Consider the following 16,726-nt stretch of genomic DNA (forward strand, 5'->3'; position numbering starts at 1 on the left):
GATAGAATCAGTTAATTGAAAAACAGATCTTTAATACCGGTAATGAATCCAATAGCGCCCATAATGAGAATGATGGCGGCTAAAATGCGGTTCAGCAGCCACATGGAGCGTATGTTGAAATGGCGGCGCACCTTGTTGACAAAATATGTAACGCCAAACCACCACAGCACAGCACCAAGGAATATTGAAATGTAGCCGGCCACATAGTGATAGGCCTGAAACTCAGGAGCAAGAAAACTGAAACGGGCAAAAAGGCCGATGATGAAGAAAAGTATCAGAGGATTGGAGAAAGTGAAAAGAAACCCAGTCCCGAAATCTTTCCAGTAGCTTGCCGGCTGCATTGCCGCCGGCTGAAGAGCCCGCGATGGATTAGCCACAAACAGATAGGCGGCATAGACAATCAGAACAATTGAACCGATCACCTGCAGAACGCTCTGATTTGATTGTATGAAATCAGTTACAAATGACAGGCCAAGTCCGGTCAGCAGGCAGTAGAGCAGATCGCTGACACCGGCGCCGACACCGGTGAAAAACGCCGGCCAGCGTCCGCGGTTGAGCGTCCGCTGGATACACAGCATTCCGATCGGCCCCATCGGAGCCGAAACAAGAATGCCTATAAGCAGGCCTCGGAATATTATGACAGGCAGATGTATCACAATCTGCAAAGGTACAAAATCACTCCGAGGTCTCAAAATTTTCAGCATGATTGATGCCCGGCAAAATGCAATTTAGAAGTTTTGAGTAAGTATTGAAGATAGCTTCGTTGGTGGCGTAGTGGGTGACCGATCGGCGCGTCAGTGCATATCAGCGTTGGTAAATGGAAAATAAATGCAATTGGTTAAAAAAGCGTCTCTGTTGTTATATGGCTGATATGCCACCGGATATATAATGTTATAATACAAAATAAGTAATATTTGTCAAAGACATGTAGTCACTTTTGTTGGGAATTACGAAAAAAGTTGTAACTTTGCACCGCAAAAGGCTGGTCCGGTAGCTCAGCTGGATAGAGCATCTGCCTTCTAAGCAGACGGTCCCGCGTTCGAGTCGCGGCCGGATCACAAGGTGTAGTTGATTGATATTCAGTCGGCTACACTTTCTTTTTGCGCTATTTTTTATGCATATTCAAAAACCTTTTTCTCCTTTCAACACTCTGATTGAGGGTTTTGTGTGCTCCTTAATGTTTAAATTGGTTTAAAACTAAACTAAAAGGACTGACTCCTGCAATAGGTGCCAGTCCTAATTTTGTTTTGCCTCAAAAAGTTTTATCGGACAGCAATAAAACTATATACAACTTCGACGTTTAGGTTGCCTGGGAAGCCGCATCGCCGTCAGTGCTGTGCAGTGTAAGTACAAGTGTGGTGTCTGTTGTCTGGGTGGCACTCCATATTGAATGATGAAAGCCTATGGACCCATCATGGAGACAATGCCCATAGTTGTTCTGTGGCAGTTGATAATCTATTGAATCGAGCGTAAAGCGGCCTCTGTTGATTCGGTTGCCGTATCGTCCGATAATCGCTCCGAAGTTGCCGTCGATCTCGATATAGTCACGGATGTTGTAATGCCCGAGCACGACATCGCGTGGTCGGCCGTCTTTATCCGGAACCATAAGCGACACAATTCGGCCTACGTAGTTTGTGACGCAGACTTCCATATCGCCGTTGTGCAAGGTGAACAGGGATATTTTCTGATTGTTGACAATGGTGTCAAAATCATTTTTGTCAAGGCCTGATAAAGTCGTCTTTTGATTTGATGCGCAGCCAACCATTATCAGTGCGGCTGCGAAATAGATGATATGTTTCATTGTTTTATTCGGCATAAAAAATCAAGGATTGAAGATCCTTTGAGTCTGGACCCACCATAACGCGGAATTCACCCGGATCATAACCATATTTCAGCTCGTTGTCATAATATTTGAGCATGTCGCTGTCTATCTCAAAGCTGACATTCACGGTCTCGCCCTTCGGGATGAATACCCGTTTATAAGATTTCAATTCTTTGACAGGACGGGCTATCCGGGCAACTGGATCATTGATATACAATTGCACAATTTCGTATCCATCGTAATCCCCGGCATTGCTGACATCTATTGAAAGCGATATAGCCCCTCCTTTTGCCAATCGGTCGGTGCTTATATATGGTTTTGAATAAGCGAATGTGGTATAGCTGCATCCATAACCGAACGGATAAAGAGGTTCGTTGCTCACGTCGATATAGTTGCTTCGATAGGGGTTAAACTGCGTGGAATCAAAGTCGGGATGACTTGAGGGCAGATGATTGTAATACAGCGGTATCTGGCCGATTGAACGCGGCCATGTGGTAGTCAGTTTCCCGGACGGCACCTTTTCTCCGAAGACAACGTCCGCTATGGCATCGGCTGCCTCGCTGCCTCCGAACCACACATTCAGTATGGCTGGAATGTGATTGTCCTCCCAGTCAAGCACAAGAGGACGGCCGGTGAAAAGCAACAGTATTACAGGCTTCCCGGTAGCGTATAACTGTTTGAGAAGATCGCGCTGAGTATCGGGAATTGTGATTTCCGCTCGGCTCGACGACTCACCGCTCATTTCCGCGCTTTCGCCAAGCGCACAGATTATGATATCTGCGCTATTTGCAATTTCTATGGCCTGACGATGCATCTCGTCATCGTTCCCGCGAGCGATAGAACGGCCCCAGTCGCAATTTCGTTGGGTAGTCTCATCATAGTAGATATTGCTTCCCTGCGCATAAAGCAGTTCAGCATCGGTGCCGAGGGCGTCGCGGAAAACGTCAAGTAGCGACTTGTGATTTTCAGGCTTGCAATAGCCGCTCCAAGTCCCGCTCATGTTGTTTGCGGCATTGGCGAGAGGACCGATAAGCGCAATCCGCCCTTTCTTTTGCAAAGGAAGGAGATGCTTGTCGTTTTTAAGCAATACAAAGGTTTCGGCGGCTATATCCCGTGCAATCTTGCGATGTCGGGGCGTGTACATATCTTTAGCCAGACGCTCAGGCTTGCAATATTTATATGGATTGTCGAATAGTCCGAGCTGCTGTTTGGCTGTCAGGATGCGACGGCATGCGTCATCTATCATCTTTTCAGTAACCTGTCCGCGCTCAAGAGCACATTTTAAATCGTTGAGATATCTGCCTGTAACCATATCCATATCTGTACCGGCCCTTAATGTGACAGCGGCGGCATCTTCTTTATCTGCCACTCCCATAAGCGGCAGCTCGTCTATTGAGCCGTAGTCAGTGACAACAAAACCGTCAAAACCCCAGTCGTTACGCAACACCCCGTTGATAAGCCACTCAGAGGCAGTGGCGTGCTGACCGTTGATAAGATTGAACGATGTCATCACTGAACCGATGCCGGCATCCACGGCAGCCTTATAAGGGGGCATATAATAGTTGAACATACATTCGCGGCTCATGTCAACGCCGTTGTAATCGCGTCCGCCTTCCGCCGCTCCATATAATGCGTAGTGTTTCACACAAGCCATAAGGGATGAGTCAGAACGCATCCCGTCGCCCTGATATCCATGAACATACGCTTGGGCGAGAACACTTCCGAGATACGGATCCTCGCCGGAGCCTTCGGCGATACGGCCCCAACGCGGGTCTCGGCAGATATCGACCATCGGGCTATAATTCCAGTTTACACCGTCGGCTGTAGCCTCGATAGCTGAGATACGGGCCATTTCGGCTATGGCGGTGCTGTCCCATGAACACGACAATGCCAAAGGGATTGGAAAGACTGTCTCATAACCATGTACTACATCAGCTCCCACGAGCAAGGGTATGCCGTGAGGTCCTTTCTCAACTGCCAACCTTTGAAAATGGGAAACCGCATCAACTCCTTTGACATTGAAGAAGCCGCCAATTTTTCCTTGCATGATAAGAGAGTCGAGCACGGCTGCCTGTGCTGTTCCTGACACCACATCTCCGCCGACGGGCAAATTCAGCTGCCCGATTTTCTCCTCAATGCTCATCTCAGCCATAAGACTGTCGATGAAGCCTTTGTTATCTGTATCACGAGCCTGAGCGGTAGCGGCAGACAGTAAAAGCAGGACGGCTGTGGTTATATTAGAATGATTCATACTATTGCTTCGGTTGGTTCAGAATTTTGTTGCTGGCACCCCTGTGAAAGTCATCTTCACGGGGTGTATTCTGCCATTTGAGTCGAAATGAAGCTCATCGACACATATGACGCGGTCGTTACCGTCGGTCGCTCCGAGCGGATGGCGGTGGTAGACAATATAGTATCTGTCTGTTTTCGAGGACCGGATTACGGAATGATGCCCTGCCCCCGTTCCTATCTCGGGGTCTGATTCCAGAATCGTGCCTACTCGTCTAAAAGGACCAAAAGGGGAATCAGCAATTGCATAGGCCACCCGGTAGTCATCTTTTGTCCAGTCGCCTTCACTCCACATGAAATAATATTTCCCGTCCTTAACAAGCATGAACGGCCCTTCTGTATAATCCTTTGGAGTCACTTCTTTGTAGAGCGAGCCGTCGGGGAAAGGGACAAGAGATTTGAAATCGTCGGCGAGACGGACCATGTTGCAGTGTCCCCAGCCTCCGTAATACATATAATAACTCCCATCCTTGTCTTTGAAAACGAACTGGTCGATTGGCTGCGCCTCGTTCACGATCTCATTTATCAGTGGTCGGCCAAGCAGATCCTTGAACGGACCTGCCGGCTTGTCGCTGACTGCGACACCAATACCGCCGATTTCGCCCTCGTGGACATCGTTTGCCCCGAAGAAAAGATAATACTTCCCGTCCTTCTCAAGCACTGCCGGAGCCCACATCGCACCCCAGGCCCATTTGACATCTTCTGTACTGATGATGTTTTCATGTTTAGTCCAATGGATGAGATCGGTGGTAGAGAAGCAGTCCATTGCGGTCTGCTCCTTGAAAGGAAGGCTGCGCGTAGGATATATGAACACCGTGTCGCCATACACGATTCCCTCCGGATCGGCATACCATCCGGGGAAACAGGGATTTCCCCCTATATCGGTCGCACTATCATATTTCACAGCTACTTTATGTGGTAGGTCGGCAGATGACGAACCTACGGAAAAGACATATTTACCATCCAGTATACATTCGGATGCCGTTTCCTCGTCATAATAAGCCAAATAAGAGAACGGAATGTCAACAGACACACTGCGGGTTTCGCCCGGCGCGAGATCCACTTTTGAAAAACCAACAAGTTTCTTCTTTTCCCTAAGCAGTCCTTTCAATTTAGGAGCTGATACATAAACTTGCACTGTTTCCGAACCGTATATGGACCCAATGTTGGTTACATCCATTTTCAGGTTATAGCCAATCCCAGTTCGGGTCACTATTGGTTTGCCAATGTTGAAATCCGTATAGCTGAGGCCATAACCGAACGGGAACAGTACAGGGATATCATTATAATCATACCAACGGTAGCCTATGAGTATGCCTTCATCATAATAGATGTCACAGATGGCTGAATCATCGCGCCAAATACCCGGATAGCGGCGCTGGCCGTGGGTGGGCAAGTCCTCAATGCGCATAGGGAAAGTAAACGGTAATTTCCCCGACGGATTGACTTTGCCTGTAAGTACATCGGCAAGACTGTTGCCGGCCTCACTGCCGAGATACCAGTCCTGGACGATGGCGGCAACCTTATCCGCCCAGGGCATCAAAACGGGTGTGCCGGAGATGTTCACCATAATCAAGTTCGGGTTAATATCGGCGATAGCTGAAATAAGATCATCCTGGCCATATGGTAGCTGTAAGGTCTTTCTGTCGGCATTCTCGGTGTCCTGGCAGTGAGAGTGGTTCAAGCCGCCAATGAATATCACGACATCGGCGTCTTTCGCTTTTGCAAGCATATCGGTTTTAAGTTGCTCTGGAGTTCGTTCTTCGGTCAGCATCTCAACGTCCTGACTTGTCACATTGTCTTGTACCGTACTTCCTGCTCCGATATATCCTCGTTCCCAATCGATATTCGCGTTTTCCAATGCCGATTTCAATCCGGCCAAGGGGGTAACCTCATGCTGTACCTTCAAAGAAGCCGAACCTCCTCCGACGGTCATCATCTTCACTGCGTTTTCACCTACTACAAGGATTTTGCGTATATCCTGTTTAAGAGGCAGTATGCCGTTGTTCTTTAATAGAACAATTCCTTCGGAGCCAATCTTTCGGGCTGTGGCATAATGTTCGGGACATGTGAAACGGCCCTTCCAACTGGAAGGAGCCATTGACGTACGGAAAATTGTGCGGAGTATGCGCCTCACTCTGTCATTGAGATCGTCAACGGATTCGCGGCCATCCCTCAGCCGCTCAAGATATGGGTTGGCCATATAGTAGCTGTCGTAGGCATTCATATTTACCGACACGCCGTCAGTACCGGTTCCCATTTCAAGGTCAAGGCCGCCCTCAAGAACAGCGTCGGTGTTGTGCACTCCGCCCCAATCGCTGACTGCGACACCGTCGAATCCCCACTGCCGTTTTAATATATCCCTTAAAAGTCGTGGATTCTCACAGCAGTTGCGGTTTTCAAAGAGATTATAAGCCGGCATAATAGCCCACGCACCACCTTCTACGGCAGCTTTGAACGGCTTGAGATATATTTCATGCAAGGCACGTTCTCCGACATGTACATTCGTCGTATAACGGTTGTCCTCGTTGTTGTTCAGCGCAAAATGTTTGACACATGCCGCGACATTATTGCTTTGAACTCCCTGAATATAAGGCACGACCATTGTTGACGTAAGGAACGGATCTTCGCCCATGTATTCGAAACTGCGACCATTCAGCGGTGTACGCATCATATTCACCCCGGGGCCAAGCAGAATGTCTTTGCGGCGATATCGTGCTTCTTCTCCTAAGGCTCTTCCGTATTCACGGGCTAATTCCGGGCGCCATGTGGCGGCAAGGCAGCTTAGTGCCGGGAACGCCGTGCATGAGTCATTGGTCCACTCGGCACTGTTCCACTCGTCCCATAATACTTCCGGACGGATGCCGTGAGGCCCGTCAATACACCATAGTTCCGGGATTCCGAGACGGGGCACACCGGCAGAGGAAAATTTCGACTGGGCATGAACCATCTTGACTTTTTCCTCAAGAGTCATACGCGAGAGTGCATCCTCGATACGCTCTTCCAGTGGAGCCGAATAGTCGAGGTATTTCGAATCAGCCGCTTGTGCGGTGAATGAGCATAAAATGGCGGTTGCAATGACGAATTGTTTTGTAGCCATGGTAGAAATGCGTATTGTTTGTTTCGTGAAATGAAAATAGTAAAGGCTGCAGTTCATACTCAGTCGATGGACTGCAACCCCCGATATTGTATTATATCCCTTTGTTAGCGGATGATAACTTTTCTGACTGTAGTCCCGGTTCGCTGAATGTATACTTCCCCGGCAACAGGATTCATTACACGTATACCCTGAAGGTTAAAGTATTCGCAGGTGACATCGCCGCCATCTTGAATGATCTCTGTTATTGATGTCGTGGGTTCGTTGTTGGCTGAGACTTTCATTTTGTTGAGATCGAAGCGGATTTTGTAAGTGCCCGGTTCTTTGATTGCCCAGTTGTAATCTTCGTTCTGATCCGTCTTGATATCCAGACCGTCCTTGTTGTCGATTGCCAACTCTGTATTGTCTACTTCGGGGCGAAGATGTGTTCCCCATACGGGAGCCATCGATGCGCGGAATCTTTTGCCGGACTCGCAGTTGTCGAAAGTCGCCTCAAAGACGTTAGGCGAAACCTGTTCCATTGGCTGGAAAGACCAGTTTGTAAGGTCGCCTACCAGATAGAGATGGTTAGCGATAACTTTGTCGCTGAGGTATTCTGCGCTCATCTCCATGTTACGCAAATCAAGTGTAATTTTGTACGTTCCTGCATCAGATACAGTCCACTGGTTGTCGTTCAGGTCGGCTCCGCGGAATACTTCCATAGCGCATTTTTTCAAACCGTCAGCACCGAAGGCGGTGTTCTGTACTGGATGAATCCAGTTACCATCCCATTCCTTATCATTGCGCAGGCTGAACTTTAAAGCTCCCCCCTTCATATATGTCTGATATGTGAAAATGTAGGGGTCAGTCTCATCCACTGTCAAAGGAGTGCCAAAGGCTGGAGTCCAGCCTCCTACAGTCGCATCTCCCACAGCGTATATGCTGGGAGTAATCACGGGAAGTACCTCGCTGAAGTCCTGGGAGATGGAAACGCGAGCATTCTCTAGGTCGAACACGATACGGTAGTTACCGCTTTCGCTGATATACCAGTTCTTATCGCCGCCTTCCATGTTGCCATAGTCGATCACGGCAGTGGGCGATGTCGCGGGGCTGAGGAGAGTTTTGTCCTCGACGGCATGAACCTGAGGACGGCTGAATACTGCATCCCCACCGAATGGGCTGGCGCGGAAGCTCCCGTTGGAGACGCCATCGCCGCCTTCCACCTTGCCTTGGTAGAAAAATACGTGATCGGATGTTTTGATGAGTTCGAATGCGCTCCACGAGGTTTGATATCCGACCATATAGAGCTCGGAAATTTCCGACAAGGTTGCTTGAGCTGATGCACTGCCTGATATTGACAGGGTTGCAACAGCGGCTAACCAACAGATTTTTTTCATGATTAATTGTTGTTTTTCGGAGTTGAACTATTTGTGTTATTTGGAAAGCCTTACTATTTTGCATCCATGGGGCTCGATTTGCGCGCTGATTGCCGAGGCGGAGCCTTCATCAACATGTTTCCATAGGTCGCGTACTTTCATCTCACCGGCTATCCCCAGTTCCGCGAAAGACACATCGAATTTCTTGGGTTCATCTTCCCTGTTGAATAGACCTATGATATAGTCTCCATTGGTCATTTGGCCATACCAAATATTGCTTCCAGGCGACATAAGAGTAGCATCCAAAGGTTTTCCAACGAATCGGTCTTTGTTCAGAGCCAACATTTCCTCATTGGTGTAATATGCGACATCGCCATCACCAATGGTGCAGTACTGATCTGTCACGGCTATCGGACCACCAGCCATGAGTTGGATAGATATTGCGAACTCTTTTTCTGCCGGCGTCTTATAGCTGTGCATGATTGTGAAGTCGCCATCCAGAATTACCTTGCCTCGGCCCGAAATACGGCTCCAATAGGTAAAACCGTCATATTGGTTTTCACAATTCGGCCAAGAGAGCCAATACCGACCCTGGTCTTTTGAAGAAGTGAAACCCCAACCTCCGTTGAAAGTGTCGTTTACTATCCTTACCATATTTCCATATCTGCTTTCGATTTCAGCATCATTGTAAAGATGAGGCATTACCAAGGATAGATAGATTCCATATTTTTGTGCGGTCTTGCATATGTAAGCAAGTGCATCGGCATACATCTGTCTGCCATACCCTTTACCAACCGGAGTATCGGAATGACGGAATTCACCATCTTCAAACCACGATAGGAAGTCGATTCGGATTAGCTCTACACCCAAGTCGTTATAGTGCTTGAAAAATCCGTCAATATACTCCTTCGCACCCGGATGAGAGAACACGATGTATGTATGCCATTTGTCCTTGGCCTTTGGATGCTTTACTTTATCTATGGACTTATCATACAGAAGTGAACCCACCGTATAGTCCGTCCCGGGAATCAGGGTTTCCGGATCGCACCACATTTCCAGAGGAGAGTCGTAGATTCCCACTCGCAGTCCGCGCCGCTTCGCGGCCGCTATGAGATCCTTGATGGGGACCTGCCCCAAACGTGTCATATATGGCTGTCCGCCATCGCAGTTAATTGGCAGGAATCCGTCGGTGCAGACCATATCATACCCGTAGGGGAGCAGTTCTCGGGCAACCCAATCAAAGTTGAGTTCCCATTCTTCGAGGGGAATGTTGCGGCTATCCCAATCATCGCCGTCGAGTTCGTAGGCGCGTTCGTAGACACTCCAATATAGGGGCACCTTGAATGTATGTATATTGCCGACTTCCTCAAGAGTCGGATGCTCGTGTTGGTTGGGGAGCTGCATGTCGGAATAATCCTCCTTGCAGGAGCACAAACCGAAGATTGCGCAACATGCAACGCCCGTGATTATGAATTTCTTTATCATCGTAACTATATTTTTCAATTATCTAAATACTCAAATTTTGCAGTCCAGTTTTCAAGATTGAAGGTAATGCGGTAATTTCCCGCATCAACTATATTCCAGTTGAAATCGGGGGTGGCTATATTTACGAACTCCTCTGAGGAACATCCATTTTTGCCTACCTCAAGATTGGCGACTTTGGGGCGGATATGAGCACCCCAGTCCCGTACAGTCGATGCCCTCATGCTTCCGACATTGAGCTTGCCCTCATACGTGAAGATGTATTCGCCCTGTTTGACGCAGGGAGTTGCTATTGAAATGTCCCAATTGCCCGGAGTTGCATCGCCAAGGATATATAGGACGTCAGTCTTAATCGGGGTTACCTCGGGCCAATCATACTCTGCTTCCCCAAGATAAACCGAACTCATCTTGTATGTGCGCAGGTTGAATTTCAGTCGATATTTCCCTGCCGAAACGTTCCATTTATTATCGGGCCAGGCAGTGTAAATGAAAGAGGCGTCCTTTATGTCGTCCCGGCCTATCGGCGTTCCTGCAACTGTCGGCCTGATTGCCGACTTTCCATCATAACCACCTAATTCTGTATACAGTTTCAGTTCTCCTTCCGATAGCGTGCCTTCATAGGTGAACACATACGGATCTGATGAATCTTGCTGCAACGGAGTCATTGCGTTTCCGTCCCATCCGCCCTTGGTGCTTGTACCGAGCAGGAATAGTGTGGATGTCTCTATGGGGTCGACTGGATTTACGGGATCATCCTCTCCGTCTGTCAGATATTTTGCAGAAATCTTCCAATGTTCAAGGTCAAAAGTTATGCGGTATTTCCCTGCCTTTGTTACCAGCCAATTTATATCCGGGGTTGCGACATATATGAAATCCTCGTCAGCAACACCATTCTCGTTGATTTCGGCCTGATTGTCCACAGGGCGGATATGGGTTCCCCACGAGCGTTCCGTGCATGCGCGGAATTCGCCCTCGGTCAGATTGCCCTCATATACGAAAACATATTCGCTCTGTTTTATCGTTTCGATGGCTTCGTCAATATTCCACTGAGCTGCTGTGGCGTCCCCGATAACATAAACCGACTCGGCATGAACCGGCACCACATCAGGCCGTTCCGGGCCTTTCAGATATTCGGTGCTGAAGGTCCAGTGCCTCAAATCAAAGGTGAGCCGGTATTCGCCGGCGTCGGTCACATTCCACTTGTCATCAGGAGTGATGTACATCGTGAACGGCTCGTCGACAAGATTGGTCTTGCTAATTTTTTGTCCTACTACGGTAGGCCGTATGAATGTGATGTTCCAGTCTTCCGATGGTGTCAGCAAAAGCTTCAGTTCACCCATACCGAGAGTTCCCTCCCATGTAAATATAAGAGGGTCTTCTTTAGTTGGTGTAAACGGAGTAGGGTCAGTAATCGACCATCCGCAGGGGGCGGCACTGCCGAGCATGTAGAGCGTCTCGGACATTATGGGTAAATCTTCCTCGTAAATAACGAGTTCTTTCTCGCTGTCACAGGAAGAGAACCATGCGGTCATTCCAATGATGGCCAACAATAAAAGTATATTTCTTAGTTTAATCATGATTCTTGGTGATTGGTTATACGTTAATTTAATCATTATAACCCGGATTTTGCTTTAGCGCAGGATTGGCATTGAGGACGTTTCGCATCAACGGGAATATATCTGTATGATGGTCTGCGTCCGGAGTCTTATCCCACCATGAGCTTGTGGAGAATTTGCCAAAACGGATTAGGTCGGTTCGGCGGCGTCCTTCGGCAAAGTATTCGCGTCCCCATTCTGCCAACATTTCCTCCATATCCAACTTGGCCCTTCCATCCGGCAGATACAGGACTTCGTTCAGATTCTCGGATGGATAGTTACGCTTCCGCACACTATTGAGAAGTTTGCCGGCACCCGAAGCATCGCCTGAACGAAGCTTACACTCGGCAAGTGAGTAAATTATTTCCGGAAGACGAATTTCCGTATAATCACTTTCAAGCTGATGTGCGTCAGCATCGGTATACATCGGGTATTTTACAAAGTGCCATCCCGAATTATGGTCTCCGTTCATCAGATTGCTTGTCTGACCTTGTGGCCATGTATCAGGAGCCATTCCCTGGAAATTTCCGACCGCGTCGCGGATATATAGATCATAGGAACGTTCCGGCGCACGTACACGAGCAGTCTTGCCATTATCGTCCACATATTCCAGGTAGCCAAACAGAAACATACCTTCTCGTTTGCTGTTACCGAGGTTGCGGTACAGTTTCATGCGTTCATCGCCGGGATATTTGCGGAAATTCTGTATGGGCATACCCAATTTATAATTATACAGAGTGCCATCGACATCATAGCTGGGAGAAGCGGCATATTTCACGTTATGCTCACCTGCTTTGCATTTGGAATCCTTAAGATAGAAACGAGCCTGCGAAGGAACTGCATACCAGTAGACATCGCCCGAATAGTGCCAATATGAGTAACCGGAACTTGCCGGGTAGCCGAAAATTACCTCGTCGCATGTATTGTTGTCCCAGTCAAAGGCTGCGTCCCAACGGTCGGAAACTTCATAGGGCCCATATACGCCGTCAAGTATATTCTGACAGAGTCTGGCGCAATCGTCATATCTTTCCTCGCCAATATATACCTCTGCATTCAGATAAAGGCGCACAAGCAACGCAGCGGCTCCAGCCTGAGTCCATTTACCTTGTACAAGAGCCTGAGTTCCCAATGATTCCTTGCGAGCAAGCTTATTGACACAGTCCTTCAATTCGTTTTCAATAAATGTAAACAACTCTTTGGGCGCTACCTGATAATCGGTGTTTTCGGTCTTGTCATTGAAACTTACTACAAGCGGGCAGTTGCGGAACGCATCCAACAATGTCAGATAGAACATCGCTCTGAGAGTGCGGCACTGTGCCTTGTAATCGTTGAAATCCGATTCTGTCAGGCCGAATTTGGCCGGGTCAAGAGATTCAAGATCCTCAATCACATAGTTACATTGACCTATTCCTTGATACTGACCGTTCCAAAGATAAAGGATGTCGGTACCATCTTCGGCATTCCATGTGTGGTAGTGGTACCTGCGCCAGCGGCCACCGTCATCCCACCATCCGTCACGGGTTGGTGTGATCAACTGATCCGCCGTGAGTTCCTGAAGAACCTGACGTTCTTTTATCGTGGCAAAAGCATGTTCAAACGGGCGTGCAACAGCACGTTCGATATCACTCTTCGTGTTGTAGAAATTTTTAGTTGCTACCGAGCTATAGAGTGTCTCGTCAAGATCGGTGCATGCGCATCCCATGGTCAACGCCAGTAGGACAAATGCGTACTGTATGAGTTTACTTTTCATGATAGTCATTAATTATATTAGAAGTCAACTTGCACACCAAGCATGAACTGACGTGTAGATGGGAAATAACTGCGTGTGGCAGTCGTACCCGATGTGCCTGGTGTCAGTCCGTTGACTTGATATGTTGAAGGATCAACGCCGGAAAACTTGGTAAGAGTAAACACGTTATGGATTGTACCATATACTCTGACCTTATCTATAAACCGGGCATGCTGCAAATTGATTGTATAGCCTAAGGAGAGCATGTCGAGCTTGAAATAATCACCTCGCTCAAGGAAGTAATCGGTAACGGCATGTGTTGCCGTCGGACTAATGGCAAAGTTCTTGCTGTATGCTTTCTTAAGGACATTTCCTGTAAATTTACGTGTCCCATAATAGAAATCATGTATGTTGAATATATCGAAACCGAAAGCGCCACGGAAGAACAAGGAGAGGTCAAAATTCCTGTATCGGAATTTATGTGTGGTGGACATCGTGAATTTAGGCAGCCCGTTGCCGACTTTTTGACGATCTTCCTCGGTTCCTTGGCCGGCTTTGATGACATTGCCATCCTTGTTTTCAATAAGCCACTCGCCATCAGTATCCACTCCCACATATTTCCACATATAGAAATTGCCGATAGACTCTCCCTTCTCTATGCGTTGGAGATAGTAATTTGCATATGGCGCTTCTGTCATACATAAGGAGTAGTAGTCCTGTCCGACATATTCCGAATTGCTGAAATCCACGAATTTATTGGCCATTGTCGAGCCGATCACACTGAAATTGTAGCTGAAATCTTTAGTCTCGACAGCGTTAAAGTTCAGGTCAAATTCAAATCCATAATTTTTCATTGTGCCCACGTTTACAAACGTCTCGTCAAAGAGATATGGTGGCACCGGCACTTTATAATATCCCAACAGGTCTTCGGTTCGGCGGTTGAAATAGTTGAACGATCCGTAGAATCGGTTGTTGAACATTGAAAAGTCAACTCCGACATTCCAGTTTTTAGCTTTTTCCCATTTGAGGTCGGGATTAACATTGTTGGCCGGTCCCCAAACTTGAAAGTCTTTGCCTCCCCAATTATAATAACCAAAACCTTGCATTGTGGCTATTGACAGGTAGTTGCCGAAATCCTGATTACCTGTGACGCCATAGTCGGCACGGAGTTTAAGGTCGTTGAGCCAACTCCTCGATCCTTCCATGAAAGTCTCTTGGCTGAGGCGCCATCCTATCGACACAGCGGGAAAATTACCCCATTTGTTATTGATGCCGAATTTTGAAGAGCCTTCACGTCTGATGGATGCTGTCATCAGATATTTTCCGTCGTAGTCATAGCTTAGACGACCAAAGAATGATATAAGTTTGTTGTCATCGCGATAGCTCTCCATACAAACTTCTCCTTCGTCTTTGGCAAAGGAGCCCGAACCGAGATTGTCGTATCCGAGACCATCGTTGGGAAAATCCTTATTTTCCGCATAAAGGCGCTGATATTGAGTATATTGATAGGAATAGCCCAACATAAGTTTCGCATTGTTCTTTCCCATTCTGAATCCAAGATTGGTAAGCCACTCCACAATGTACTGGCGTGTCTTATAATATTCTCTGCTTGCCTCGCCTTCACGACCGCTGTTAATGGCCATTGTGCTTGTCGAGGGACGGAACCAGGAGTTGTTATTGTCATATTGATGGTCGGCAAACGTTAGCTGACTGTTGAGAGTAAACGGACATTCTTTTTGAGAGTTCCATAGTAAAGGAAGCAGATTGATTTTCGCCGTTGCATCCCAATCAAGCAGCTTTGTTTCTCCATGATTCTTTTCAAGCTCCTGAACTTCAACGGGATTGTAAGGACATACTTGTCCTTGGAAGTTATAATAAAGCTGAGGACTATTCACATCCATAAGCGGAGTGGTTGGATTTGCCTGCTTGGCATAGCCGAACACATTCCAGTCGGCATAGTCTTTGTAAATGATGCGGGGTGCAACATTTATATTAAAATCAAAAAGATCACCTTTCGACTTCAATTCCATAGAGGCACGCGCGCCGTACTCTTCGCGATTTGAGCGCAAATCCACGCCATTTGAATTACTATAATCTGCACTAACTCTAAAATTAGCACGCTGTGTACCTCCAGAGATACTCAAGGTGTGTTTTTGGGCGAATCCTGTGCGGCTCACACCTTTGAACCAGTCATAGTTGCCACCAAGGTCGGTACCACTGTCACTCCAGCCAAGACGGATATTACGGTAATCGTCAGCGTCCATGAAATCAAGCTCATCAATAATTTTATCCCATGCCACACTTCCCGAATAAGTTACTTTGTAGCTTCCATCTTTTGCACCTTTCTTAGTGGTCACTACTATCACACCATTCGAGCCCCGCGTGCCATATATAGCAGATGCGGCACCGTCTTTCAGGATGTCAAACGAAGCAATGTCATTAGGGTTAACATTGGTTAGATCTCCTCCGGGAACACCATCTATAACAATCAATGGACCGAGACCGGCTGAACGCGAAGACACACCTCGAATCTGGATACTTGCTTGATTATTAGGATCACCTGCACCGGTATTGGTAATTGACACTCCGGGCACTTTTCCTTGTATGAGCATTGCGGGGTCCGAAGAGCTGATAGTCAAGAAGTCTTTCTCGCCAACATGGCTTATCGCCGACGTCAGTTCTTTCTTATCCATTGTGCCATAGCCGATGACCACGACTTCACTTAACAACTGAGAGTCTTCGGTTAGAGTGACATCCAGTACCCCGCTTTTCTCTGCTTTCTTTTTTTCGGAGCAATAGCCTACATATGAAAATAGAATGTTACTGCCGGCAGGCACCTCTATTTCATATCTGCCATCAATATCGGTTGACACACCGACTGCTGAAACGTCACTCCTTACCGAGGCTCCAATCAGAGGCTCCCCGGAGGGATCCGATACAATACCTGAAACTTTAATCTTATTACCTTTGGATGCAGAGTCTTTTTTATTTACCTTAGTCGGCCTACTGTTGAGTACAATTTGTTTTTTGTCGATAACATAGCTTATACCATGCGTGGCAAAAAGTTTATCAAGGACAGATGTTAAGGCCTCATCCTTGACTTTGAGTGTTACGGGAACATTTACATTTATAGTCTCTTTGCTATAAATAAACCGGTATTTTGTCTGCTGTTCTATGGATTTAAGAACATTTTCCAAGGCAATTCCATCGACATCAATGGATACCTTGCTGTTGGATGCGTAGGCCGATAGCCCATAGCCAAACATCATCAGGAAGAGCATAGCCCTAAACATCAGATGCCAACGGCTACGCATTGGATGTGAATTTGTTTTTTCCATTATTTTGATATGATTGGTA

General features: G+C 47.3%; 9 protein-coding genes, 1 tRNA gene and 1 pseudogene. 1 reads left to right on the forward strand and 10 read right to left on the reverse strand.

What is annotated here, in order from left to right:
• Positions 1-11 precede the first annotated feature (11 nt).
• Positions 12-704, reverse strand: coding sequence for a LysE family translocator (locus FDZ78_RS00795; protein WP_107032710.1), 693 nt, complete (start codon positions 702-704; stop codon positions 12-14).
• Between the two features lie 280 nt (positions 705-984).
• Here FDZ78_RS00795 and FDZ78_RS00800 point away from each other — a divergent pair.
• A tRNA-Arg gene (locus FDZ78_RS00800) sits at positions 985-1,058 on the forward strand.
• A 242-nt stretch (positions 1,059-1,300) separates the two neighbouring features.
• Here FDZ78_RS00800 and FDZ78_RS00805 read toward each other — a convergent pair.
• From FDZ78_RS00805 to FDZ78_RS00840, 9 genes and pseudogenes are all read right to left on the reverse strand, one after another.
• Positions 1,301-1,801: a hypothetical protein gene (locus FDZ78_RS00805; protein ID WP_240740305.1), complete on the reverse strand. Its 501-nt coding sequence runs from the start codon at positions 1,799-1,801 to the stop codon at positions 1,301-1,303.
• 4 nt (positions 1,802-1,805) lie between these two features.
• On the reverse strand, positions 1,806-4,073 hold the full coding sequence (gene bglX, locus FDZ78_RS00810) for a beta-glucosidase BglX (protein ID WP_123398371.1): 2,268 nt from the start codon (positions 4,071-4,073) through the stop codon (positions 1,806-1,808).
• A gap of 18 nt (positions 4,074-4,091) precedes the next feature.
• The gene (locus FDZ78_RS14920; RefSeq protein ID WP_168182190.1) at positions 4,092-5,015 is read right to left on the reverse strand and encodes a glycoside hydrolase family 43 protein; all 924 of its coding nucleotides are present in this window, start codon (positions 5,013-5,015) and stop codon (positions 4,092-4,094) included.
• Between the two features lie 15 nt (positions 5,016-5,030).
• Positions 5,031-7,211, reverse strand: a pseudogene (locus FDZ78_RS00815) (glycoside hydrolase family 3 C-terminal domain-containing protein); the annotation flags it as partial.
• A gap of 104 nt (positions 7,212-7,315) precedes the next feature.
• The gene (locus tag FDZ78_RS00820; RefSeq protein ID WP_168182123.1) at positions 7,316-8,488 is read right to left on the reverse strand and encodes a SusF/SusE family outer membrane protein; all 1,173 of its coding nucleotides are present in this window, start codon (positions 8,486-8,488) and stop codon (positions 7,316-7,318) included.
• Between the two features lie 132 nt (positions 8,489-8,620).
• On the reverse strand, positions 8,621-10,048 hold the full coding sequence (locus FDZ78_RS00825; protein WP_136408866.1) for a glucan 1,6-alpha-isomaltosidase: 1,428 nt from the start codon (positions 10,046-10,048) through the stop codon (positions 8,621-8,623).
• A gap of 14 nt (positions 10,049-10,062) precedes the next feature.
• Positions 10,063-11,622, reverse strand: a complete 1,560-nt coding sequence (locus FDZ78_RS00830; RefSeq protein ID WP_160630634.1) for a SusF/SusE family outer membrane protein — start codon at positions 11,620-11,622, stop codon at positions 10,063-10,065.
• Between the two features lie 28 nt (positions 11,623-11,650).
• Positions 11,651-13,390 (reverse strand): RagB/SusD family nutrient uptake outer membrane protein, encoded by a 1,740-nt coding sequence (locus FDZ78_RS00835; protein ID WP_136408865.1) that lies wholly within the window; start codon positions 13,388-13,390, stop codon positions 11,651-11,653.
• A gap of 17 nt (positions 13,391-13,407) precedes the next feature.
• Entirely contained in the window at positions 13,408-16,707 is a 3,300-nt protein-coding gene (locus FDZ78_RS00840; protein ID WP_240740304.1) for a SusC/RagA family TonB-linked outer membrane protein, read from the reverse strand.
• Between the last annotated feature and the right edge of the window lie 19 nt (positions 16,708-16,726).

The sequence above is a fragment of the Duncaniella sp. B8 genome (assembly GCF_005304985.1).
In the GTDB taxonomy this organism is placed as follows: Bacteria; Bacteroidota; Bacteroidia; order Bacteroidales; family Muribaculaceae; genus Duncaniella; species Duncaniella muris.

What these genes read in the sequence shown, in the direction of transcription:
- FDZ78_RS00795 (WP_107032710.1), bottom strand. Translation starts at nt 704, where the DNA reads ATGCTGAAAATTTTGAGACCTCGGAGTGATTTTGTACCTTTGCAGATT.
- FDZ78_RS00805 (WP_240740305.1), bottom strand. Translation starts at nt 1,801, where the DNA reads ATGAAACATATCATCTATTTCGCAGCCGCACTGATAATGGTTGGCTGC.
- bglX (WP_123398371.1), bottom strand. Translation starts at nt 4,073, where the DNA reads ATGAATCATTCTAATATAACCACAGCCGTCCTGCTTTTACTGTCTGCC.
- FDZ78_RS00820 (WP_168182123.1), bottom strand. Translation starts at nt 8,488, where the DNA reads ATGGTCGGATATCAAACCTCGTGGAGCGCATTCGAACTCATCAAAACA.
- FDZ78_RS00825 (WP_136408866.1), bottom strand. Translation starts at nt 10,048, where the DNA reads ATGATAAAGAAATTCATAATCACGGGCGTTGCATGTTGCGCAATCTTC.
- FDZ78_RS00830 (WP_160630634.1), bottom strand. Translation starts at nt 11,622, where the DNA reads ATGATTAAACTAAGAAATATACTTTTATTGTTGGCCATCATTGGAATG.
- FDZ78_RS00835 (WP_136408865.1), bottom strand. Translation starts at nt 13,390, where the DNA reads ATGAAAAGTAAACTCATACAGTACGCATTTGTCCTACTGGCGTTGACC.
- FDZ78_RS00840 (WP_240740304.1), bottom strand. Translation starts at nt 16,707, where the DNA reads ATGGAAAAAACAAATTCACATCCAATGCGTAGCCGTTGGCATCTGATG.